Source organism: Roseovarius sp. BRH_c41 (assembly GCF_000961715.1).
GTDB lineage: Bacteria > Pseudomonadota > Alphaproteobacteria > Rhodobacterales > Rhodobacteraceae > Roseovarius.
In genome coordinates, this window is record NZ_LADY01000002.1 from 70,689 (window position 1) to 91,449 (window position 20,761).

The following is a 20,761-nucleotide window of genomic DNA, read 5'->3' on the forward strand; positions in this document are numbered from 1 at the left end:
CGTCAGCCACGTCGGCCTGGTGGATCAAACGGTAAGAATTCGACCGCCGATTGTTTGACGGGCGCGGGGTAAAGTTTCATCAAGTCTAGAATCTCGGGTGGCAGACCTACGGTAATTGACAACCCCAACCCGGCTGCTTCAGTGGCTGTGAGAGCATAGTCATGCGTCCACGTCCCGGACGCCAGCGTCTCAGCCAATTGCTCGGCCTTGGCCTGCTCTAGGCGCGGAGTCATCAGCTCGACGGCACCGCGCTTGACCTGACGAATGGCCTTGTCGCTGACATCCGCGAGAACGAGAGCGATATCCGAGACATGTTCAACCGGTTTGGAATCTCGAGTGGCGACAATCGAGGCGGCGGAGATCCCCATGATCTGCGGGTCAATCGGCCCCAACATTGAAAACTCACCCATCACAATTTCATCGGCGGCAAGTGCAATGAGTGTGCCGCCCGACATTGCATAGATCGGCACAAATATGGTCACCTTTGCGGGATGCGCCTCGACCGCGCGTGCAATCTGCATCGCGGCAAGGACCAGCCCCCCAGGCGTGTGGAGAACGAGATCAATCGGTGTGTCACGGGGCGTCGCCTTGATCGCGGAAATGATGGATTGCGCATCCTCCATTCCAATCGTGTTTGTCATGTTGAACCCAAACAGGCTTCGCCTTTCCTGCCGATGTATCATCGTGATCACGCGGCTTTTGCGCCGTCGCTCGATCATTCGAATTGCCTGTTCCCGACGAAACGCAAACACTCGGCCTGTCAACAAAGGCTGCAACATCAGGACAAGAAATCCCAGAAGAATTAAGTTGGAGACGGAGATCTCCATAATCGGTGGCTCCTGTGGTTTAGAAATGGCACAAGTGACCTGAGGCGACTGTTGCAGGCTGAGGCGATCTTGTGAATTGAAAATTCAGCGCCGATGGGGCAAATATCCCTGCACGACAAAGGCCCGAGACAGGGCAGAGCAAAAAGAGCATGAGGCACGAGCAATGATGCGATGGGTGATGTTAAGCGCACTTCTGGCACTGGCGGGCTGCGGGGGGTCTGATGGCTTTCGCGGCGATACGCGCCGCATGCCAATGGCGACCGGCCCGCTCAATACAGCCTGCATGCAATCCGACCGCAAGGCACGGTCCCCTGCACTCTGCGGCTGCATTCAGGCGGTTGCAAATGAGACACTGAGTGGGTCACAACAACGACGTGCTGTCCGTTTCTACCGCGATCCTCAGGCGGCGCAGGATGTTCGCCAATCCAAACGATCTGGCGACGAACGGTTTTGGGAGGCCTATAGTTCCTATGCTCAGCGCGCTGAACAGGTCTGTCGCTGAGATAGCAGATCGCCAAGACGTCTAAGCTAAAATGGGAATCAAGAACAAACGTGCTCAATCAGGCGTCATGGCGTCATTGCTTAGCATACTGCCAGTCCACCATTTTGCCGGCTGACCTTTCGAACCCATCCCGATCTGTTATGGTCAAGCCTTGAGCCGATATCCCGTCGCCAACATACGCCAGGCAATCAGGCAGATCACCAGAGTAGCGCCGGTGCCCACGGCGAGCCCAAGAATAGGATCGCTGTCCGACACGCCAATCACACCATAGCGAGCCCCGTCGATCAGATAGAAAATCGGGTTGAAATGGGTGATCGTATAGAGCACCGGTGGCAACGCTTCCACCGAGTAAAACGTGCCCGACAGAAACGCCAAGGGCGTCACGATAAAATTGGTTATTGCTGCCATCTGGTCGAATTTGTTGGCAAATATCCCAGCGACAATACCAATCCCGCTCAGAAAGGCAGCGCCAAGCAGGACAAACCAAAGTGCCCAAAGCGGATGCGCTAACCCGATCCCGAGAAAAACCCATAGCCCAAGCCATATTGCAACTGCAACAAGCAGGCCCCGACCGACCCCGCCCGCCAGATAGCCGAGCACCAATTCTCCTGCCGAAAGGGGCGGCATGAGCGTGTCAACAATATTGCCCTGAACCTTGGAGATAACAATTGACGAAGAGGTGTTCGCGAAAGCGTTCTGAATGACCGTCATCATAAGGATACCCGGCGCAATGAAGGTGGTGAACGGCACGCCCATCACATCACCGCGTGCAGGTCCGATGGCAATGCTGAAAATCAACAGAAATAAACCGGCCGTCACCAGCGGGGCCATGATGGTCTGGGTCCAGACTGCCATGAAACGACGCATTTCTCGCTCTGCAAGGGTCGCCAAGCCCAGCCAGTTGACACGGCCAAATCGCCGCGCTCCCATAGTTGCAGGTGAAGTCATACCGCCACGTTCTGCGTGATCTGACATGTGCCGCTCCTTATGTCCGTCGTTTCGCGCTGATTTTCGGAAGTTTCTCCGGCATCCAGCCGTCTGCCCGCGATTCGATGCCTTGTAACTCACACGCCAGTGACTAGAATAGAGCCTTGATCAGATTTACAAGGCGGCGGGCCCGGGGCCCGGTCCGCCTTTTGACCGAAGGAAACCCCGATGTCCTGGAATGACGAACGCGTTGAATTGCTGAAGAAGATGTGGGGCGAGGGTCAATCCGCAAGCCAAATCGCCAAGGAGTTGGGCGGCGTGACCCGCAACGCAGTCATTGGTAAGGTGCATCGCCTTGGACTGTCAAACCGCAATGGCACAGGCTCAACCGGGGCTGCGACGCCCAGTACTCCGGACCAAAAAACCAAACCCACGGCAGCAAAAGCCGCCGAGGCACCACAACCGAAGCCCACGCCAAAACCCTCAGTCAAGGCGGATGCCAGACCGGAGCCCGTCAACGATCCAGCCCCCGTTGCACCTATCAGCCGGGTCAAAGCGATTATCCCCGCAGGCCAACCCCTTCCGCCGCAACCCTCGGCCAATGAGATCGACCCAGAAGCCTTGGCAAAAGTGAGCGCGATTGAGAAGAAAGCCAAGAAACTGACCCTGATGGAGCTGACAGAACGCACCTGCAAATGGCCCGTGGGCGATCCCGCAACGCCTGATTTCTGGTTTTGTGGCCTTCCGGTGCAATCCGGCAAACCATATTGTGAGGCACATGTTGGTGTCGCGTTCCAGCCCATGAGCAGCCGTCGCGATCGCAAACGCTAACTCTGTCTGAACACCCGACAGCGTCTCAACGGCCTCTTCGGCGAGCACAAGCGCTGTGGGGTGCCGCCGACCTGAGGTCACTCACCGTATCAACGTCTCGCAAGGTATCAAGGAGCCCAATGCGCGCTCCGCGCAAAGTGGCGACTGTGTCCTCTAGCGCATGCTCAGTCGACCAGCGCACATCTTGAAAGAGCGCGGTGGAAATACCGCGCGACCGCTTCAGCCCGACCAGCCAGTACCCACCGTCGTGTGCGGGGCCGAGCACAGCGTCATTTGGCCCAAGCGACGCAAAGGCCTTGGCGATATGGCGTCGGCTGACGCCCGGGATATCCGCGCCTATGATACACACCGGTCCGGGCGGCATTCCGCGCAAGAGGCGTCCCATTCGGTCCCCTAGATCACCCTGCCCCTGCGGCACGCGAGCCAGATGCGAGGGCCAGACACGGCTCTGAAAACCAGCATTGTCGGGCGAAACCGCAAGGACCACCTGCCAGCGAGGATCTTCGACTGCGCGCAAAAGCCTCTTTACTTGATGCCGGAACCACCACGCTGCGGCGACCATTCCGATATCTCTTCCCAGCCGGCTCTTGACCCGACCGGGGCGCGGTTCCTTGACCATGACGATAAGGTATTTGCGTAACGTTACCAGTTTAGGCAAAATAATCGCTCAGAATGCGCGCATAAATCGCCTTGAGTTGGTGGATCTGTGCCACCTCAACCCGCTCATCCACTTGATGCATCGTCTGCCCAACGAGGCCGAACTCTACCACCGGGCAATGATCTTTGACGAACCGCGCATCCGACGTGCCGCCAGTTGTCGATAGCATAGGCTTTACGCCGGTCTCCGCCTCAACCGCGCGTGTGACCAGGTCAGAGAGAGGTCCAGGCGGCGTCAGAAAGCTCTCTCCAGAGACCTTGACACGCATCTCGCAAGCGACACCAAACTCATCGCTCACGCCGTCCAACTCAGCCTGCATCCACGCGATCAGACTCTGGCTTGTATGGGCATCGTTGAACCGAATGTTAACTGTGGCGCGGCAACTTGCCGGGATCACATTGGTTGCGGGATTGCCGGTGTCGATTGTAACCACCGCCAGCGTCGAGGGATCAAAATGCGCGGTGCCACTATCAAGAGTGTGCGAGGCCAACCGATCCATAAGCCGCGCCATGGCGGGTAGCGGATTCTTGGCCCGGTGCGGATAGGCAGAATGCCCCTGTACGCCAGTCAGCGTGAACCATGCGGACAACGACCCGCGCCGTCCGATCTTGATCATCTCGCCCATGCGCTCGGGGCAAGTGGGCTCTCCGACCAGACAGGCCGTCATGCGCTCATCGTTTGCCGCCATCCAGTCCAGCAGTGCCACCGTTCCGTCTACTGCATCGCCCTCTTCATCGCCTGTGATGGTTATGATTATTGCCCCTTTGGGCGGTGCGTCGCGCACCATATCAACTGCCGCCGCGACAAAGGCTGCCACAGCAGACTTCATATCCGTGGCCCCTCGTCCCCAAAGCATGCCAGCCTTCTCAACTCCACCAAACGGCGGGACACTCCACGCGTCGACATCCCCCACTGGCACGACATCCGTGTGACCATTAAAGCCGAATGCGCGCGCGGCGCCCTTCTTTCCCCAACGTGCAAAGAGATTGGCAATACCGCCACGATCCACCCGAACACAGGTGAAACCTGCGTCGCTCAGAACTTGCTCCAGCAATTGCAAAGCTCCTCCCTCCTCGGGCGTGACAGAGGTGCAGCGAATGAGGTCGGCAGTCAGTCGGGCAGCATCAAGCGGAGGAAAAGGCATGGATCATATCCTGTCAATCGGGTTTAGCCGCAGGCCTAGCGCGGATCGTAATCGAGCGCAAACCGCAGTGCGGAGAGAGCGCGCGCGCAACACATAGACCGGTTGGTGTGCCCTTCAGCGATTAAACCTTAACAACCGTGAATTAATTTGCTATCCGGAAGGATATAAAAACACCCGAGGCAGGGCAAACATACCACGTCAGGGCCGCTAGATCCGAAAAGGACAGATTGGCCCGCGACATTCGAGCAGCAAGGCGCAGTCCAGGCAATCGACACGCGCGTTTGCATCCCGGATCGGGCAGTCTAAGGGACTGCGCGTGTCAATGAGTGCGCTGCCTCCAAAACGGGGGCAGGTAGGACGATGGTTGCGGGCGTAGAAATTCCAATCAACCTGAACGCATCTGCGATTCAGATGGCACAGACAATTTTTGGGGACGGCGTTGAAGTGATCAGCGCCTCCTATACCGGGGACCGGGATTCATCGGGCATATATAGCAACGGTGACGCCATATCACCCGGAGTCGTCCCAAGCGATACCGGCGTCATGTTCTCAACGGGCGATTTGCGCGGTTTCACCAACAACAACTTCTTTCAATCGAACCAGAGCGCCAACACCACCACCACATCGAGCGGCCCGAACGGCGTGGCAGATTTCAATGCCGCCGCGGGCGCTCAGACATATGACGCCTCCTTTTTGGATGTGGATTTTATCCCAACCGGCGATGTGATGACGATGCAGTTCGTCTTTTCCTCTGAGGAGTATCCGGAGTTCGCCGTAGGTGCGTTTCAGGATTTCTTTGGCGTCTGGATCAATGGCAGCCTTGTGCCCCTGAGCGTCGGAGACGGCGACATTGACCCCAACAATCTCAATGGCGGGTCCAACAGCAACCTATTCATCAACAACACACAAGATCAGTTCAATACCGAGATGGACGGGTTTACCGTCACCATGACCCTAACCATCCCAGTGAATTCCGGCGAAGTGAATTCAATCCGCATCGGCATCGCGGACGTGACCGACGCCAACTACGACTCGACCGTCCTGATTGCGGCCAATAGCGTTCAGACCACGCTGGTCGCTATGGATGATCTGACAACGCTTTTCCCGGATGGGACGCGCATAATTGACTTGCTTGGCAATGACGTCAACACCACAGCAGGCACTTTGGTCATCACCCATATCAACGGCATGGCCGTGGTGGCTGGCGATACCGTCACGCTGAATTCCGGTCAGCAAATCCAGTTGAATGCCGATGGCACCATTGAGGTGATAGGCGATGGTGACACCGAGGTCTTCAACTTCACCTATGAGGTCCAGAGCAGCACTGGCCAGACCGATGTGGGTTTTGTCACCGTCAATTCAGTGCCATGTTTTGTTGTCGGTACTTCGATCCGCACACCGGACGGCGAGGTCAGCGTAGAAACCCTACGGCCCGGAGATTTGGTGATCACCCAAGACGAGGGGCCACAACCATTGCGCTGGATCGGGCGGCGGCGCGTTGCGGCAGAGGGTGCATTCGCCCCGATCCGCATCGCTGCCAATACATTTGGGCGGCACCGGGAGTTGCTCCTCTCCCCTCTGCACCGGGTGCTGATCCGTGACAGTCTGGCCGAGTTGCTCTTTGGCGAACGCGAGGTTCTGATTGCCGCCCGAGATCTGGTCAACGACCGCTCAGTACGCAGGGTAGAAGGTGGCATGGTCGATTACGTGCATATCCTCTTTGATCGACATCAGGTGGTGTTCTCAGAAGGGCTCGCCACGGAAAGTTTCTTGCCCGGACCACAAACAACGCAAAGTTTCGAAGCCGAGATCATCGCTGAAATTTGCGCGCTTTTCCCGGAAATCGACCCCGATACCGGGGTGGGATATAGCGCTGCCGCCCGCCGCACCCTCAAGAGTTATGAGGCAAGGCTCTTGGTGGCGCAGGGACTGGCGGCCTGAGCGGTGGGATGGATCGGTCTCTCAGATCAGAGCGGCGGGCGGCTCGCCCTGAGCGGGCTTGACGTGCCACAGTCAAAGACGGTGACCCCACCGCATGATTGCGCCCTGATGGCACGTGGCACGCTGATGATCGAAACCCGCCTGTCGTCAGAGGGGCGACCGCAAACTCTTCTCGCGTTCAGCCGCAGCCATCCTTGGAGCGGAGGGTTTTCGCTTCAGGCCTTGCCGGGCGGGGGAATTGTGCTGATCGAGACGCAGGCAGGCGATGTGCGCCATGCAACCCTGCCCTACCGCGCCGATGACCGCACAGACACCTTGCGTCTGACCTATGCTTGGGACGCTCCGGCACGTTGGGGACGCCTGTCCCTCGAGCGGCCCGAGATGGACCGCGTGCACAGCATTCTGCTCCCGCCGCCACACCCAATGCCGCTTGCTGACCTGCGCACCGTGCTGACGGATCCGCGTCAACGCCAAATGGACCCCGATGTCATCTTTGTCGCACTTTCAACCCAGATCGAACCGATTGGCCCGATGCCCGGACTGAGCGCAAGCGTGCCGGTTTGCACTCCGCGAGGTTATGTGCCAGCGGGTCACCTCAAGCGAGGCGATCTGGTGGATACGGACGAAGGGCAAATTGTCCCGGTCTTGCAAACCGTTGCGCGGCGCGTGCCTGCCATGGGAAGTTTTCGTCCGGTCCGGCTACGCGCGCCCTATTTCGGCTTGCGGCACGATATTGTCGTCTCTCCGCAACAACGGTTGGTGATCCGTGGCTCTGAAGTGGAGTACCTCTTCGGTTGCGAGGCAGTTCTGGTCCCGGCACGTCATCTGGTCAACGGCTTCTCTGCGCTTTTCGCCGAGACCTCTGACATCGTCAGCTATCACCATCTCCTCTTGCCTGGACATGAAGAGATCATTGCAGCCGGAACCCGCACGGAGAGTCTTTACATCGGGCGTCTCCGGCGCAATCCAGACCTGCTGCGTGCCAGCGTGCTGGCCGAGTTTGACCGCGCCCGCCTGCCCGAACACCCAAGGCCGATCTGGCCGGTGCTCAAGCCCTATGAGGCAATAACTTTGGCGATGAACCGCGCAGCCTGAGCCAGAGTCAGGACGCCGCCGCTTCAATCGAGGCGGGCAATTCGATCCAGACCCGCGCACCGCTTGGGACATCGAAATCTATCCCGACAGTGCCCGACATCGCTTCAGCTTTGATCCGCGCGAGGGCAAGCCCCATTCCTGCGCCAAACGTCGTCCCTGTGGCGTGCGCCAGTCGCTCGAACGGTGCGAAGGCCAATGCCGGATCGACTGCGCCGAACCCGGGGCCATTGTCAGCAATGGTGATGCGGTGATACCCGGCTCTTTCGCTCTTGACCTGAACCCAGACAGTGCCCGCGGACCCGCAATAGCGCACACCGTTCTCTACCAATTGCCCCAAGGCATCCTCAAACAACGCAGTATTTGCGAGCACAGTGGCTTTGGTGTCCTCCACTTGCAGCAGAACGCCTCGCCGCAATGCCTCTTCCTGATAGCGTGCGACAACTCGATCAATCACCAACGCGACGCGCACCGGCGCAAGTGTCACCGAGGTGCGGCGGGCTGCGATATCGGCGAAATGCATGGTCTTATCCACCGTCGCGAGCAAGGTCTCTCCTGCTTCCATGATCCGGTTGGCATATTCGGCCTGCCGTACATCGCCACTGCGTTGCGCATCGTCCCGCAACAAATCAGCGAGACCGATCACCGCATTCAAGGGCGTGCGCATTTCATGGCTGATACCTGACAGCAACACGGTCTTGGCTCGGCTAGACTGCTCGGCATCCCGCCGCGCGCGCTTGATCTCGAGCGAATGCTGCGCCGAGACAATCGCAAAATAAAGAACAGGGTAAACGATCGTACTGAACGCCGTCAGGGCCGCCATCGGTGCGTAGATCCGCTCGGCGGTTGCCTCGCCGATGATCAAAGGCCAATTCCCCTGCGTGACAAACCAAACAGCCCATAACACCACAGGCAGAGCCACCAGCACCGCGATATGAAACCGGTCACGGTAGATCGAGAACACGGCAAAGGGGAATCCCACCATCGGAATCAACATGATGTCCACCTGTCCGGTTGGGTGCACCACACAAGCACCCAGAAAAATAGCGACGTTGGTAGAGGTCAGCCAACAGGTGTTGGCCCAGACCAAAGGCAAGCGGGTCTTGAACAGCCGCACGAGGGCAAACCCGCTAAAGGCCTGCGCGCCGATCAAGAATACCTCAATCTCACCGCTCAGCGCTGTGAGAACCATCCAGCCAAAGGTGAAGACAAGCCCAAACCAGACGAAGGCAAATGAAATCTGTCGGCGACGCGCGCCCGCCTCAGTCACATTTTGGTCCATCAAGTGTCTCTGCATCAGAGCTTCTACCTTTGTAACACTCTGCCAAATCGGTCATCAGTTGATGTCACTGAGATCCCAATCCTTAAAATGGCCAATCATCAGAAAAAGTGTAGTCCAACCTATTGTATAGGTTGGATCATCTGGAAAACCGTCTTCCAATAATTGCCCCGATACATAAATACGTGTTGATTTAATAATGGGAAGCAGAATTTTATTCTGCTCGCCGGCTCTGCGGACCCAGACGAATAAGACCGGCGAAAAATAATCGCATAGATTGCAGTGTATTGAAAAGTCGGCAGATTCTTACGACCCAAGCGAGAGTTAACGTGGCGTAATTATACTTCGTCGCGATAATTGGTCGCAGATTGCGCGATTTCCACGGATCAGCCGATTATACACCCCAGAGGAGAGGCCGACACCGAAGAATATCCGGAAAATAGAAATATCAGTCAAAGAATGGCGTCATCTGCGCCACGATCACAGAATTTTCATCCAAAGCGCGCTGCATCAAGGCGCGCTCTTCATCGGAGATATCGTGACCTTCAGCCTCTCGTTCGGCCAATGTTCCGTACCCTGACACGTCAAGTGGCGCGCAATCGGCTTGTTTAAGGATCGCTACGGTCTCACGCACCGCCTCAGCCTCATCGACGCCAGACGCATAGACCATCAGCGCGGCCCCTGTCGCCTTGTCGGGCAGCCCGTCCCCAGCCTTGCGGCCAATTTCCACCAGCAGTGTAAAAACCTGCTGGCGGTTGGGTTTCTTTTCAGTGTCGGTCATGCCTGCCCCTCCATCGCGCGCAGCCCTGAGCCAAGCCATGCCCAAAGTCAAGCGTAGGCCGGGTTTCCATCCGGCACCGCACACGATAGCGTGCAAACAAAAGGCATAGCTGAGGAGACACAAGTGAAAAAGATCAAGGATATGGTGGCCGAGGCCAATGCGGTGGTCGAGCACGGTCCCGCCGCAGAGATGCTCAACCTTCACGGCTGCGACGGCGTGACCTTTGTCGATCTGCGAGACCCTCGCGAGTTGGAGCGTGACGGGATGATTACTGGCGCGTTCCATTGTCCGCGCGGCATGCTGGAATTCTGGATCGACCCCGAAAGCCCCTATGCAAAACCGCAGTTCCAAAGCGGCAATCGGTTTGTGTTCTACTGCGCCTCCGGCTGGCGCTCGGCTCTCTCAGCGCAAACTGCTCAGGAAATGGGGCTGAAAAACGTGAGCCACATCAGCGACGGATTCAAAGGCTGGCAGGCAGCAGGCGGCACAGTGGCGGAAAAGCCCAAGAAGGTCTGAACCATTCTCTTGCATTCCCCCACCCTGTTGCCCAACGTGCAGGCAAACAGAAAGGGGACAGCACATCATGTCGAGCAAGATCATCGTCATCGGCGCGGGTATATGCGGGCTGAGTGCTGCGATATGGCTGCGCCGGGCGGGTCACGATGTGACACTGCTCGACAAGGATGGCCCCGGCGCAGGCGCGTCCTTTGGCAATGCCGGGCTCTTGGCGCAATGGGCAATTGTGCCAGGCAACACGCCCGGCGTGCTGTCGACCGGGCTGAAGTATGCCCTGAACCCCTATAAGCCACTCTTTGTGCAATGGTCCTATTTCCCGCGTCTGATCCCGTGGTTGATAAAATTCGCGGCCAACGCCAATGACCGAGACACGCGGCGCATGGTGGCAGGGATCACCGCCATTGTCAGCGACAGTCTGGATCAACACCTTGCCCTCACACGCGGAACGCGGGCCGAAAAATGGGTGGCCTCCAGTGATTTCAGCTATGCTTATGAAAGCCGAGCCGAATTTGAGGCTGACGCCTATGGCTGGGCGCTCAAACGTGAGGCGGGCTATGTGCCCGAGTTGTTGGAAGGTGGTGCCGTGCAAGAGGCAGAGCCGATGCTCGGACCCGCGATCCAATGCCTCGCAACGCTCAAGGGTCATGGTCACATTCTGAATCCCGGCGCCTACATGGCCGATCTGGCCGCTGTCCTAGAGGACGAAGGCGGGCATTTTGTCCAGGCCGAAGTCCGCGACATTACGCTCTCGGATGGACACATCTCTGGTGTCGAAACGGATCGCGGCCAAATGCCCTGCGATAGTGCTGTGCTGGCGGCCGGGATCTGGTCCAAACCCCTGATGCAAAAACTCGGCCTGAAGGTGCCGCTCGAGGCCGAGCGCGGCTATCACCTGCACTTCAACAAACCCTCGCAGATGCCACGCAACCCGATGATCATCGCCAGCAGCAAATTCGCTGTTAACCCGATGGCGCATGGACTTCGTTGTGCAGGAACAGTCGAACTTGGCGGTATCACCAAGGGTCCATCCCGCGCGCCGCTCGATTTAATCCGGCGTGGCACGGCACGCGTCTTTCCCGATTTGACCTATAAGGGTGTCGAGGAATGGATGGGCTTTCGCCCGTCGACGCCCGACAGCCTGCCGCTGATTGGCGAGATTGGGCGCACGGGTGTACACGCGGCCTTTGGACACCAGCATATTGGGCTGACAGCTGGCCCCAAGACGGGGCGGATCGTGGCCGACCTTTTGAGCGGCAAGCGCCCGAATATCGACCTTGCGCCTTATGACGCCAATCGGTTCTCATGACGGCCCCGCGATCTTGAATAGATCGCGGTCCGAAATCTTCTCAAGATTTAGGCGGCGTCACTCGTAGCTGCGCAGGTCTTCGATCACCTTGCCATCATTGGGCAGGCTGCCGGGTGGCACGATTTCGATCCGGCCCTTGAGCTTGAGTGTCTCGGCAACTGACCCGGCAAAATGCTCGGCCTCACCGCCAGCGGCCTCGATCCGAACGGTCATCACATCTGCCTCGCCCTCACGGCTGGCAATCACACGCGCGCGTGAAATGCTGTCATGCCGCGCCACCAAAGCGGCCACCTGCTCAGGACGGACGAACATGCCTTTGATCTTGGTGGTCTGGTCGGCGCGGCCCATCCAGCCCTTGATCCTCAGGTTTGTGCGGCCACAGGAGCTTGTCCCTTCCATCACCGCACTGAGATCGCCCGTGGCGAAACGGATCAACGGATAGTCAGGATTAAGCGTCGTCACGACCACTTCGCCCACCTCGCCGGGGGCGACAGGGGTGCCCGTGCCGGGGGTCACGATCTCGACGATCACACCCTCGTCGACGATCATCCCCTCCTGTGCCGCGCTTTCATAGGCGATATTGCCCAGATCAGCCGTGGCATAGCATTGCAGACACTGAATGCCCCGCTCGGCGTACTCCGCCCTCAGCGACGGAAACAGCGCCCCGCCCCCGACGGCCGCCTTGGTGATCTTGAGTGACACTCCCATCTCTTCGGCCTTGTCGAGGATAACTTTGAGGTAATCGGGCGTACCGGCATAGGCGGTGACCCCCACATCACATGCAGCACGCACCTGCAATTCGGTCTGGCCCGTCCCGGCCGGCAAAACCGCAGCGCCGACCGCGCGCACGCCATTCTCAAAGATCATTCCGGCAGGCACCAAATGATAGGAAAAGCAGTTCTGCACGATATCGCCCCTACCAACACCGCAGGCATGCAGAAATCGACCCATCCGCCACCAGTCATGGGCCACGCCTCCCGGCTCATATATCGGCCCCGGCGATTGAAACACATGCGCAAAATCATGCGCGGCACGACTCGTGAGCCCGCCAAACGGCGCGGCCTGTCCTTGCGCGCGCCCCATGTCAGATTTGCGTAGCACTGGCAGGCGCGCCAGATTGGCCACGTCAGTCATCTGTGCCGCGTCAAATCCATCCAAAGCCCCAGCATAGCCCGGCAAGACCTGCGCCCGCGCGATCTGCTGAGGTAGCAGATGTGTCAGAGCTTCGGCGCGCGCCTCATCACTTCGGGTCTCAAGGGAATCAAAATACTGGGTCATGCCATCATCCTCTGGCGCAGGGTCATGCAAACGGGAAACCGCGCGTCACGCCAACCAACGCTTGCGGCGGCGATAGCTGCGCACGTCCCTGAACGATTTGCGCCCCTCATCCGACATTCCAAGGTAGAATTCCTTGACGTCCGGGTTCTCACGCAGGCTTTTGGCATCGCCATCCATCACCACGCGCCCGGATTCGAGGATATAGCCGTAATGCGCGAACCTCAGCGCCACATTGGTATTCTGCTCAGCCAGCAGGAACGTGTAGCCCTGCTCTTCGTTCAACGATTTCACGATGCCAAAGATCTGTTCCACAAGTTGCGGCGCAAGGCCCATGCTTGGCTCATCCAAGAGGATTGTCTCAGGGCGCGACATCAGCGCCCGACCAATCGCGACCATCTGCTGCTCTCCGCCTGAGGTATAGCCAGCCTGTGATTTCCGCCGCTCCTTGAGGCGAGGGAAATAGTCGTAAACCATGTTCAGATCTGCATCAATCTCGCCACGCGAAACACCACGCGTATAAGCCCCGGTCAAGAGATTCTCTTCGACCGTCAGATGCTCAAAGCAATGCCGCCCTTCCATTACTTGCACCACGCCCTTTTTGACCAGATCAGAGGGCATGAGATCCTGTACCCGCTCACCGCGGTAGGTGATCGTACCCTTGGTCACCTCGCCACGCTCGGATTTCAACAGGTTGGAAATCGCCTTGAGCGTTGTGGTCTTGCCCGCGCCATTGCCGCCCAAGAGGGCCGTTATTCCGCCTTTGGGCACGTTGAGGCTGACACCCTTGAGCACGAGAATGACGTGATTGTAGATCACCTCGATGTTGTTGACCTCAAGCAGGGTCTCGTCGCGTGGGGAAGTATCCAGCATCACAGATCTCCGTCTCAGACAGACAGGACAGCCCCGTCGTCATCTTGTCAAAACACTCATGGTCTCCGGCCGCGGATCACTCCGCGACCGGAATGGCTCACTCAGATCAGCAGCCCGGCGTGATGCCGCTTTCGGCGGCAAAGGCCGCGCTGTCCTCGGCCACGAGCGCCGAGATGATCTCTTGATCCGACTGGAAGTAGTCGGTGATCAGCTTGAACTCGCCCGCAGCCGCATCCCATTGCGACACGGCGCCAAAGCCGTTGCCACCGTGGTTTTGACAGCTGACCTTGAACTCGGGGCCAAAGTTGGGCAGGCCGAGCGCCGCCATCTTGGCCTCAGTCATTTCAAGATTCTCCATGCCGTCCCGCATCTGCGCTGCGTTGATCGCGGACACGCCGTGCATTTCCTGCGCGGTCTTGATCGCCTCGGCGGCCAGCATCGCGGCATACATGCCCCGGTTATAGAGCACTGAGCCCACCTGATCGCCTGCACCAGCGGCCTTTCCGCCATCCACCACAAATTTGCGAAGGTCGTCATAGACCGGATACTCATCCCCAAGATTGTGGAATGTCAGTGCCTTGTAGCCATTGGCGCCCTCACCGGCGGCCTTTACGTCATTCTCGGAGCCGGACCACCAAATACCGATGAACTGGTCCATGGGATAGCGGATGTTGACCGCCTCTTGCACGGCCACTTGGTTCATCACGCCCCAGCCCCACATCAGCACATTGTCCGGCTTTTCGCGGCGGATCTGGAGCCACTGCGATTTTTGTTCCTGCCCGGGATGTTCGACCGGCAACAGCGTCAGTTCAAAGCCATGCTTCTTGGCCAGCTCTTCCAATGTGCGGATCGGCTCTTTGCCATAAGCAGAGTTGTGATAAACGAGCGCTATCTTTCGCCCTTTGATATCACCGCCGTTCTCGTTCAGAATATGGGTTATGGCGTGGCTTGCGCCATCCCAGTAGTTGGCAGGGTAGTTGAAGACCCACTTGAAAACTTCGCCATTCTTGGCCGAGGTGCGGCCATAGCCCATCGTGTGCATCGGGATGCCATCAGAGGAAACCTTGGGGATCAGCTGATACGTGATGCCGGTGCTGAGCGGCTGATAGATCAGCGCGCCATTGCCCGCGGATTTGGTGGCTTCATAGCACTCCACCCCTTTTTCAGTGTTATAGCCCGTCTCGCATTCCACCAGATTGATTTTCTCCCCGCCAATGCCGCCATCGCGCTCGTTGAGCAGGGTAAAGTAATCCTGGTAGCCGTCCGAGAACGGGATGCCATTCGCGCCGTAAGGCCCAGTGCGATAGCTTGTGTCGACGACCGTCAGCTCGGCCAGCGCCGGGCTTGCGACCAACATGGCGGCGGTCAGCGCCGTCAGCAGTCTCTGTTTCATCGGTTTATTCCTCCCTTGGTTTTTCCGACGTCTCGTCTTGGACGCGATTTTTTACGCCCAATCTCGTAGGGTGGGCGTCAACCCACCTTTGCCCCATCCTCAATGCGGAAAGGGCCAAAGTCTCAGTTTTTCCTTGGCCACGCGCCACAACTGTGCCAACCCATGCGGCTCTGCAATCAGGAAGATGATGATCAGCGCGCCGACAATGATGAACTCAAGATGCGCGGCAAGATCGGTGGGCCAGCCAAGCCCCCCCACAAGCGTGTTCTTGAGAAGCACCGGCAACAGCACAAGAAACGCGGCGCCGGCAAAGCTCCCGAAAATCGACCCAAGTCCACCAATGATCACCATGAAGAGAACGAGGAACGACTTGTTGATGCCAAAGGCCTCGCCCACCTCGACCGCGCCCAGATAGACAGCGAAAAACAGCGCGCCCGAGATGCCCACAAAAAACGAACTGACGGCAAAAGCAGTGAGCTTGGCCTTGAGCGGGTTCACCCCGATGATCTCGGCGGCGATATCCATATCACGGATCGCCATCCATTTGCGTCCGGCCATACCGCGCGTCAAGTTGCGCGCTATGATTGCCGAGGCCACCACGAACACGAGGCAAAAGAGATAGGCCGCCCAAGGGGCAGTTTCCGCCCCCGTGACCGGCACGCCCAAAAAGGAACGTTCGGGCGCGCTGATCTGGCCAGAGGCCGAGTAATTGTAGAACCACGGCACCCGATTGAAGAGCCAGACCAGAAAGAACTGCGCCGCCAAGGTCGCGACAGCAAGGTAGAACCCTTTGATCCGCAACGACGGCAGGCCGAATAGAACCCCGACAGCTGCCGTTATGACGCCAGCAAGAATGATATGAATCAGAATGCTTACGTCGGGAAAGCTGGTCATCAACTTGTAAACCGAATAGGCCCCTACGGCCATAAACCCGCCCGTTCCAAGCGACACCTGACCGCAATACCCCACAAGGATATTGAGACCGATGGCGGCAATCGCGTAAATCAGAAACGGTAGAAACACCGCATTGACCCAGTAATCGTTGACCACAAACGGCACTACCGCAAAGGCCGAAACCAGCACCACATAATAGCGGTAACGATCAAACTTGATCGGAAAGGTCTGGCTGTCGTCGGTATAGGAGGTCTTGAAATCCCCCGCCTCACGGTAAAACATCTAGAGAACCTCCCCATGGATTTCGTCGTCTTCGCGCTTGATCGCGCGATTTGCGGGTTTGGCATACCCTGTGGCCTCGGTGTGGCGCACCAGCCAGAGGTATGCGAGCATACCCACACCCCCACCCAATGCGGCGAGAACTGCGGCGGTGACCATCTGCCCGGTGTTTTCTACCCGAGCCGACAGCGCGAGATAGCCAAACGACCAGAACCCGGCCCAGGCGATCACGTTGACGATGGCGATGAGCTTTTGCATGGTCTCACACCCTCTCGATGATCTTTTCGCCGAACAGACCCTGCGGTCGGAACACGAGGAAAATAAGAGCCAGAACATAGGCGAACCAGTTCTCGGTTGCCCCGCCCACCATGGGACCAATCGCAAATTCAAAGAGCTTTTCACCCACCCCGATGATTAACCCCCCCACGATCGCACCGGGGATCGACGTGAAGCCGCCCAGCATCAGCACCGGCAATGCCTTGAGAGCGATCAGCGAGAGCGAGAATTGCACGCCCGACTTGGTGCCCCACATGATGCCCGCCACCAGGGCGACAAACCCCGCCAGCGACCAAACCATGACCCAGATGAAATTGAGCGAGATGCCAACAGACAGAGCCGCCTGATGGTCGTCTGCCACCGCGCGCATCGCGCGACCCTGCTTGGAATATTGTGCAAAGGCCACGAGAGCGATCACCAAAAGCGCCGCCACCCCTGTCGCCACAATATCAAGATTGTCGATGAAAAAGCCGTAACCCATGATCTCGAAGGTCGTGGCGTCTATCCAGTCGTTGATCCCTTGCGGCAGGCCCACGTCCAGCTTCTTGATGTCGCTGCCCCACATCATATCCCCGAATCCTTCGAGGAAATAGGCAAGACCAATCGTTGCCATGAAGAGGATGATCGGCTCCTGATTCACCAGATGCCGGAAGATCAACTGATTAACAATCCAAGCGAGCGCCACCATGATCACCATGGTCAACAGGATTGCCAACAGCCCAGGCAGGTGCCACCCAAAGTGGTGGATTTCTGTGCCGAAAATCGCGTTGATCAAATGGCTGAAGGGTACGCGCCCCTCCATCATCCCCACCAAGGTCATCGCCGCAAACAGCGCCATCACACCTTGCGCATAGTTGAAGATGCCTGACGCCTTGTAGATGAGCACAAAGCCCAAGGCGACCAGCGCATAGAGCACCCCTGCCATGAGGCCATTGAGCACGACCTCCATCCCGAAAATCAATTGATCAGGCATTAGACTGACTCCCTATCCGCAGAGTGCATGGGGCGCAGTGCCTGAGCCCCAGAGGCCAGCCGCGCAAGCATGCGCGATCCGGCCGAGGTTGGTCTGTATAGCTCAGTCATGTGCGACCCCCAGATAGGCGTCGATCACGTCTTGATTTCTGCGCACCTCGTCGGGGGTGCCGTCGCCGATCTTCTTGCCGTAATCCATCACGACCACGCGGTCGGAGAGGTCCATGACCACACCCATATCATGTTCGATGAGGGCAATCGTGGTGCCGAATTCGTCGTTCACGTCGAGGATAAAGCGGCTCATGTCCTCTTTCTCTTCGACGTTCATACCCGCCATCGGCTCATCCAAGAGCAGGATCGACGGCTCCGCCGCGAGCGCGCGCGCCAATTCCACCCGCTTTTTCAGACCATAAGGCAGACGCCCCACCGGGGTCTTGCGGATATGCTGGATCTCCAGAAAGTCGATGACCTTTTCAACGACTTCGCGGTTCAAGGTCTCTTCCCGCTCTGCCTTGCCCTTCCAGATTGCCTGTGACAGCAGGCCCGCCTTCATTTGCCGGATGCGGCCCGTCATCACGTTGTCGAGCACGGTCATACCTTCAAACAGGGCGATATTCTGAAACGTACGCGCAATCCCTTGGCGTGCCACTTCGTAGGGCCTCATCTGTGGGCGCCGTGCGCCCTGATACCAGACCTCACCCTCTTGCGGGTGATAGAACCCGCTGATCACATTCAACATCGAGGATTTGCCTGCCCCGTTCGGCCCGATAATGGCGCGAATTTCTCCCTGACGGATGTCAAAACTGATGTCCTTGATCGCCACCACACCACCGAACCGTAGTGTGATGTTCTTCATCTCCATCACCACGCCGCCGATTTTGCGACCGTCTTCGGTCGTGTAACCTTCGCTCGCGTCAAGCATGACCGCCTCCCTATGTTCCGGCCCGCTCATTCCGCCGCCACCTTATGCGCCGCTGCCACCGGCGCGACCTTGGCATCGACGATCTTGAGGGTAGCGCTGATCGCACCCTTGCGGCCGTCCTCATAGGTCACTTCAGTGGTGGTGTAGATTTCACTCGACCCATCGTAGAGCGCGGTCAGAAGGTCATCGAATTTCTCCGATATCACACTTCGGCGCACCTTGCGGGTGCGGGTCATCTCGCCATCGTCGGCATCCAACTCTTTATGAAGCACAAGGAACCGATGCACTTGGCAATGTGACAGCATCGGATCGTCGGCGAGACTGCGATTGACCTCTTCCACATGGGCCTTGATCGTTTCGAGCACACTCGGATGCCCGGCCAATTCCTGATAGGACGCATAACCGATGTTGTTGCGTTCGGCCCAATTTCCAACTGCCGTGAGGTCAATGTTGATGAAGGCGGAGCAGGCATTGCGCCCGTTGCCAAACACCACCGCCTCCAGAATGTTGGGATAGAACTTGAGCTTGTTCTCAACGTATTTGGGGGCGAACAACCGCCCATCAGCCATCTTGCCCACATCTTTGGCGCGATCAATGATCCGCAGATGCCCACTGCCTTCCTCGAAAAAGCCTGCATCGCCTGTGGCAACCCAGCCGTCAGCATCCTTGGTAGATGCCGTGCTCTCGGGATTTTTATAGTAGTACTCAAACGTACCCGCAGAGCGGTAGAATACCTCGCCCGTATCACTGATTTTGATTTCCACACCCGGTGCAGGCACCCCGACAGTATCGCTGCGGACCTCGCCATCTGGCTGTAGGGTGATGAATACGCTGGCCTCGGTCTGACCGTAGAGCTGTTTCAGGTTGATCCCAAGCGAGCGGTAGAAATCAAAGATCTCCGGACCGATGGCTTCGCCCGCCGTATAACCAACCCGAACCCGGCCAAGCCCGAGCGTATCCTTGAGTGGACCGTAAATGAACAGGTTCCCAAGCGCATACTTCAGCCGGTCCATTCCACTCACCGGCTTACCATCAAGGATCGAAGGACCGACCCGCCGGGCATGTGCCATGAAGTGATCAAAGAGCCACTTCTTGACGCGCCCTGCATCCTCCATCCGGATCATCACATTGGTCAACTGAGTCTCGAACACCCGCGGCGGGGCGAAGTAATAGGTCGGTCCAATCTCGCGCAGATCGGTCTGCATGGTTTCCGGGCTTTCCGGGCAGTTGACGCAGAAACCGCACCAATAGGCCTGCCCGATGGAAAAGATGAAATCACCCACCCATGCCATCGGTAGATAGGCGAGCACTTCTTCATCAGTGGTCAGTTTGTCGAATTCAGACGAGGATTTCGACGCTTCGATAATGTTGCGGTTGCTCAGAACCACGCCCTTGGGCTTTCCGGTGGTGCCAGAGGTGTAGAGCATGACACAGACGCTGTTATAGGTAAGCTGGCCGCGCCGCGCCTTGAGATCCTCGATCCATTCGTGATAGGCGGCGCGCCCCTGCTCCTGGATGTCGATGAAGCGGTGCAGTTTGTGGTGATCGTATTTCCGCAATCCACGTGGATCGACGTAGATCATATGTTCAAGCTGATGCAGCCCCTCCTGCACCTCGATCAATTTGTCGACCTGCTCCTGATCCTGCACAATCGCAAACCGGGCGCCGCAGTGGTCCATGACATAGGCCATCTCGGGGGCGGCGGCGTCCTGATAGAGCGGCACAGGGATCGCTCCGACTGATTGCGCGGCAACCATCGCCCAATAAAAATGTGGGCGGTTCTGGCCAATGATCGCGATGAAATCGCCCTCATTCACGCCAAGGTTGATGAGACCCAAGGCAAGTGCCTCAATTTCCTTCTCCGCCTCGGCCCAGGTCCAGCATTGCCAGATACCATATTCCTTTTCGCGGTAGGCGGATTTATCCGCGAACCGCGTGGCGTTACGTTGCAAGAGCGCCGGAACGGAATCCATCCCGTCCGTCGCCTGTGACGGCTGTGCCAAGTTATATCCTCCCTTTGCCCGCGTTCACGAGCATCCGACCGCCTTAAGGCGATTCTCCTCTCCCTAGAGG

Annotated in this window: 20 protein-coding genes; 6 read left to right on the forward strand and 14 right to left on the reverse strand. The window is 58.0% G+C overall.

The features are described 5' to 3' along the window. Nucleotides 1-2: 2 nt before the first annotated feature. Entirely contained in the window at nucleotides 3-827 is an 825-nt protein-coding gene (locus VR71_RS00380) for an ATP-dependent Clp protease proteolytic subunit (RefSeq protein WP_045680147.1), read from the reverse strand. A gap of 178 nt (nucleotides 828-1,005) precedes the next feature. Between VR71_RS00380 and VR71_RS00385 the strand changes: the two genes are divergently transcribed. Beyond that, nucleotides 1,006-1,329 carry a hypothetical protein gene (locus VR71_RS00385; RefSeq protein WP_254656359.1) on the forward strand — a complete coding sequence of 108 codons (324 nt, stop codon included), beginning with the start codon at nucleotides 1,006-1,008 and terminating at the stop codon, nucleotides 1,327-1,329. A 144-nt stretch (nucleotides 1,330-1,473) separates the two neighbouring features. Here VR71_RS00385 and VR71_RS00390 read toward each other — a convergent pair whose 3' ends face one another. Then, nucleotides 1,474-2,259: an ABC transporter permease gene (locus tag VR71_RS00390; protein ID WP_296429659.1), complete on the reverse strand. Its 786-nt coding sequence runs from the start codon at nucleotides 2,257-2,259 to the stop codon at nucleotides 1,474-1,476. A gap of 225 nt (nucleotides 2,260-2,484) precedes the next feature. Between VR71_RS00390 and VR71_RS00395 the strand changes: the two genes are divergently transcribed. Then, complete coding sequence (locus VR71_RS00395; RefSeq protein WP_045680152.1) at nucleotides 2,485-3,087, forward strand: GcrA family cell cycle regulator; 603 nt, start codon at nucleotides 2,485-2,487, stop codon at nucleotides 3,085-3,087. Nucleotides 3,088-3,112: 25 nt separating this feature from the next. Here the strand turns inward: VR71_RS00395 and VR71_RS00400 are convergent, their stop codons facing one another. Beyond that, nucleotides 3,113-3,706: a TIGR04282 family arsenosugar biosynthesis glycosyltransferase gene (locus VR71_RS00400; protein ID WP_045680153.1), complete on the reverse strand. Its 594-nt coding sequence runs from the start codon at nucleotides 3,704-3,706 to the stop codon at nucleotides 3,113-3,115. Between the two features lie 31 nt (nucleotides 3,707-3,737). Next, nucleotides 3,738-4,889 (reverse strand): succinyl-diaminopimelate desuccinylase, encoded by a 1,152-nt coding sequence (dapE, locus tag VR71_RS00405; protein ID WP_045680156.1) that lies wholly within the window; start codon nucleotides 4,887-4,889, stop codon nucleotides 3,738-3,740. A gap of 360 nt (nucleotides 4,890-5,249) precedes the next feature. Between dapE and VR71_RS00410 the strand changes: the two genes are divergently transcribed. Both VR71_RS00410 and VR71_RS00415 read left to right on the forward strand, forming a co-directional pair. Then, nucleotides 5,250-6,830, forward strand: coding sequence for a Hint domain-containing protein (locus VR71_RS00410; protein WP_009815806.1), 1,581 nt, complete (start codon nucleotides 5,250-5,252; stop codon nucleotides 6,828-6,830). A gap of 3 nt (nucleotides 6,831-6,833) precedes the next feature. Next, entirely contained in the window at nucleotides 6,834-7,925 is a 1,092-nt protein-coding gene (locus VR71_RS00415) for a Hint domain-containing protein (protein WP_045680158.1), read from the forward strand. Nucleotides 7,926-7,932: 7 nt separating this feature from the next. Here VR71_RS00415 and VR71_RS00420 read toward each other — a convergent pair whose 3' ends face one another. Then, a complete protein-coding gene (locus tag VR71_RS00420) occupies nucleotides 7,933-9,204 on the reverse strand; it encodes a HAMP domain-containing sensor histidine kinase (RefSeq protein WP_009815808.1) in 1,272 nt (423 codons plus the stop codon). 445 nt (nucleotides 9,205-9,649) lie between these two features. Then, nucleotides 9,650-9,982, reverse strand: a complete 333-nt coding sequence (locus VR71_RS00425) for a hypothetical protein (RefSeq protein WP_085978783.1) — start codon at nucleotides 9,980-9,982, stop codon at nucleotides 9,650-9,652. A 123-nt stretch (nucleotides 9,983-10,105) separates the two neighbouring features. Between VR71_RS00425 and VR71_RS00430 the strand changes: the two genes are divergently transcribed. Beyond that, nucleotides 10,106-10,498 carry a rhodanese-like domain-containing protein gene (locus VR71_RS00430; protein WP_296429651.1) on the forward strand — a complete coding sequence of 131 codons (393 nt, stop codon included), beginning with the start codon at nucleotides 10,106-10,108 and terminating at the stop codon, nucleotides 10,496-10,498. A gap of 67 nt (nucleotides 10,499-10,565) precedes the next feature. Continuing rightward, nucleotides 10,566-11,804, forward strand: a complete 1,239-nt coding sequence (locus VR71_RS00435; protein WP_045680162.1) for an FAD-binding oxidoreductase — start codon at nucleotides 10,566-10,568, stop codon at nucleotides 11,802-11,804. Nucleotides 11,805-11,861: 57 nt separating this feature from the next. Here the strand turns inward: VR71_RS00435 and VR71_RS00440 are convergent, their stop codons facing one another. The 8 genes from VR71_RS00440 to VR71_RS00475 form a co-directional block, all read right to left on the reverse strand. Further along, complete coding sequence (locus VR71_RS00440; RefSeq protein ID WP_045680164.1) at nucleotides 11,862-13,082, reverse strand: phenylacetate--CoA ligase family protein; 1,221 nt, start codon at nucleotides 13,080-13,082, stop codon at nucleotides 11,862-11,864. Between the two features lie 45 nt (nucleotides 13,083-13,127). Next, nucleotides 13,128-13,952 carry an ABC transporter ATP-binding protein gene (locus VR71_RS00445; protein ID WP_040650282.1) on the reverse strand — a complete coding sequence of 275 codons (825 nt, stop codon included), beginning with the start codon at nucleotides 13,950-13,952 and terminating at the stop codon, nucleotides 13,128-13,130. A 106-nt stretch (nucleotides 13,953-14,058) separates the two neighbouring features. Continuing rightward, nucleotides 14,059-15,345 carry an ABC transporter substrate-binding protein gene (locus VR71_RS00450; RefSeq protein WP_009815819.1) on the reverse strand — a complete coding sequence of 429 codons (1,287 nt, stop codon included), beginning with the start codon at nucleotides 15,343-15,345 and terminating at the stop codon, nucleotides 14,059-14,061. Nucleotides 15,346-15,444: 99 nt separating this feature from the next. After that, on the reverse strand, nucleotides 15,445-16,521 hold the full coding sequence (locus VR71_RS00455) for a branched-chain amino acid ABC transporter permease (protein WP_009815820.1): 1,077 nt from the start codon (nucleotides 16,519-16,521) through the stop codon (nucleotides 15,445-15,447). After that, a complete protein-coding gene (locus VR71_RS00460; protein WP_009815821.1) occupies nucleotides 16,522-16,776 on the reverse strand; it encodes a hypothetical protein in 255 nt (84 codons plus the stop codon). Nucleotides 16,777-16,780: 4 nt separating this feature from the next. Continuing rightward, on the reverse strand, nucleotides 16,781-17,767 hold the full coding sequence (locus VR71_RS00465) for a branched-chain amino acid ABC transporter permease (RefSeq protein WP_045680168.1): 987 nt from the start codon (nucleotides 17,765-17,767) through the stop codon (nucleotides 16,781-16,783). A 102-nt stretch (nucleotides 17,768-17,869) separates the two neighbouring features. Further along, nucleotides 17,870-18,688 carry an ABC transporter ATP-binding protein gene (locus VR71_RS00470; RefSeq protein WP_045680259.1) on the reverse strand — a complete coding sequence of 273 codons (819 nt, stop codon included), beginning with the start codon at nucleotides 18,686-18,688 and terminating at the stop codon, nucleotides 17,870-17,872. 26 nt (nucleotides 18,689-18,714) lie between these two features. After that, nucleotides 18,715-20,661, reverse strand: coding sequence for an AMP-binding protein (locus VR71_RS00475; protein WP_045680170.1), 1,947 nt, complete (start codon nucleotides 20,659-20,661; stop codon nucleotides 18,715-18,717). Nucleotides 20,662-20,761 lie beyond the last annotated feature (100 nt).

Bases quoted from the DNA above. Each gene is read 5' to 3' on its own strand.
- VR71_RS00380 (WP_045680147.1), bottom strand. From the start codon at position 827: ATGGAGATCTCCGTCTCCAACTTAATTCTTCTGGGATTTCTTGTCCTG.
- VR71_RS00385 (WP_254656359.1), top strand. From the start codon at position 1,006: ATGTTAAGCGCACTTCTGGCACTGGCGGGCTGCGGGGGGTCTGATGGC.
- VR71_RS00390 (WP_296429659.1), bottom strand. From the start codon at position 2,259: ATGGGAGCGCGGCGATTTGGCCGTGTCAACTGGCTGGGCTTGGCGACC.
- VR71_RS00395 (WP_045680152.1), top strand. From the start codon at position 2,485: ATGTCCTGGAATGACGAACGCGTTGAATTGCTGAAGAAGATGTGGGGC.
- VR71_RS00400 (WP_045680153.1), bottom strand. From the start codon at position 3,706: ATGGTCAAGGAACCGCGCCCCGGTCGGGTCAAGAGCCGGCTGGGAAGA.
- dapE (WP_045680156.1), bottom strand. From the start codon at position 4,889: ATGCCTTTTCCTCCGCTTGATGCTGCCCGACTGACTGCCGACCTCATT.
- VR71_RS00410 (WP_009815806.1), top strand. From the start codon at position 5,250: ATGGTTGCGGGCGTAGAAATTCCAATCAACCTGAACGCATCTGCGATT.
- VR71_RS00420 (WP_009815808.1), bottom strand. From the start codon at position 9,204: ATGGACCAAAATGTGACTGAGGCGGGCGCGCGTCGCCGACAGATTTCA.
- VR71_RS00425 (WP_085978783.1), bottom strand. From the start codon at position 9,982: ATGACCGACACTGAAAAGAAACCCAACCGCCAGCAGGTTTTTACACTG.
- VR71_RS00435 (WP_045680162.1), top strand. From the start codon at position 10,566: ATGTCGAGCAAGATCATCGTCATCGGCGCGGGTATATGCGGGCTGAGT.
- VR71_RS00440 (WP_045680164.1), bottom strand. From the start codon at position 13,082: ATGACCCAGTATTTTGATTCCCTTGAGACCCGAAGTGATGAGGCGCGC.
- VR71_RS00445 (WP_040650282.1), bottom strand. From the start codon at position 13,952: ATGCTGGATACTTCCCCACGCGACGAGACCCTGCTTGAGGTCAACAAC.
- VR71_RS00450 (WP_009815819.1), bottom strand. From the start codon at position 15,345: ATGAAACAGAGACTGCTGACGGCGCTGACCGCCGCCATGTTGGTCGCA.
- VR71_RS00455 (WP_009815820.1), bottom strand. From the start codon at position 16,521: ATGTTTTACCGTGAGGCGGGGGATTTCAAGACCTCCTATACCGACGAC.
- VR71_RS00460 (WP_009815821.1), bottom strand. From the start codon at position 16,776: ATGCAAAAGCTCATCGCCATCGTCAACGTGATCGCCTGGGCCGGGTTC.
- VR71_RS00465 (WP_045680168.1), bottom strand. From the start codon at position 17,767: ATGCCTGATCAATTGATTTTCGGGATGGAGGTCGTGCTCAATGGCCTC.
- VR71_RS00470 (WP_045680259.1), bottom strand. From the start codon at position 18,688: ATGCTTGACGCGAGCGAAGGTTACACGACCGAAGACGGTCGCAAAATC.
- VR71_RS00475 (WP_045680170.1), bottom strand. From the start codon at position 20,661: ATGGATTCCGTTCCGGCGCTCTTGCAACGTAACGCCACGCGGTTCGCG.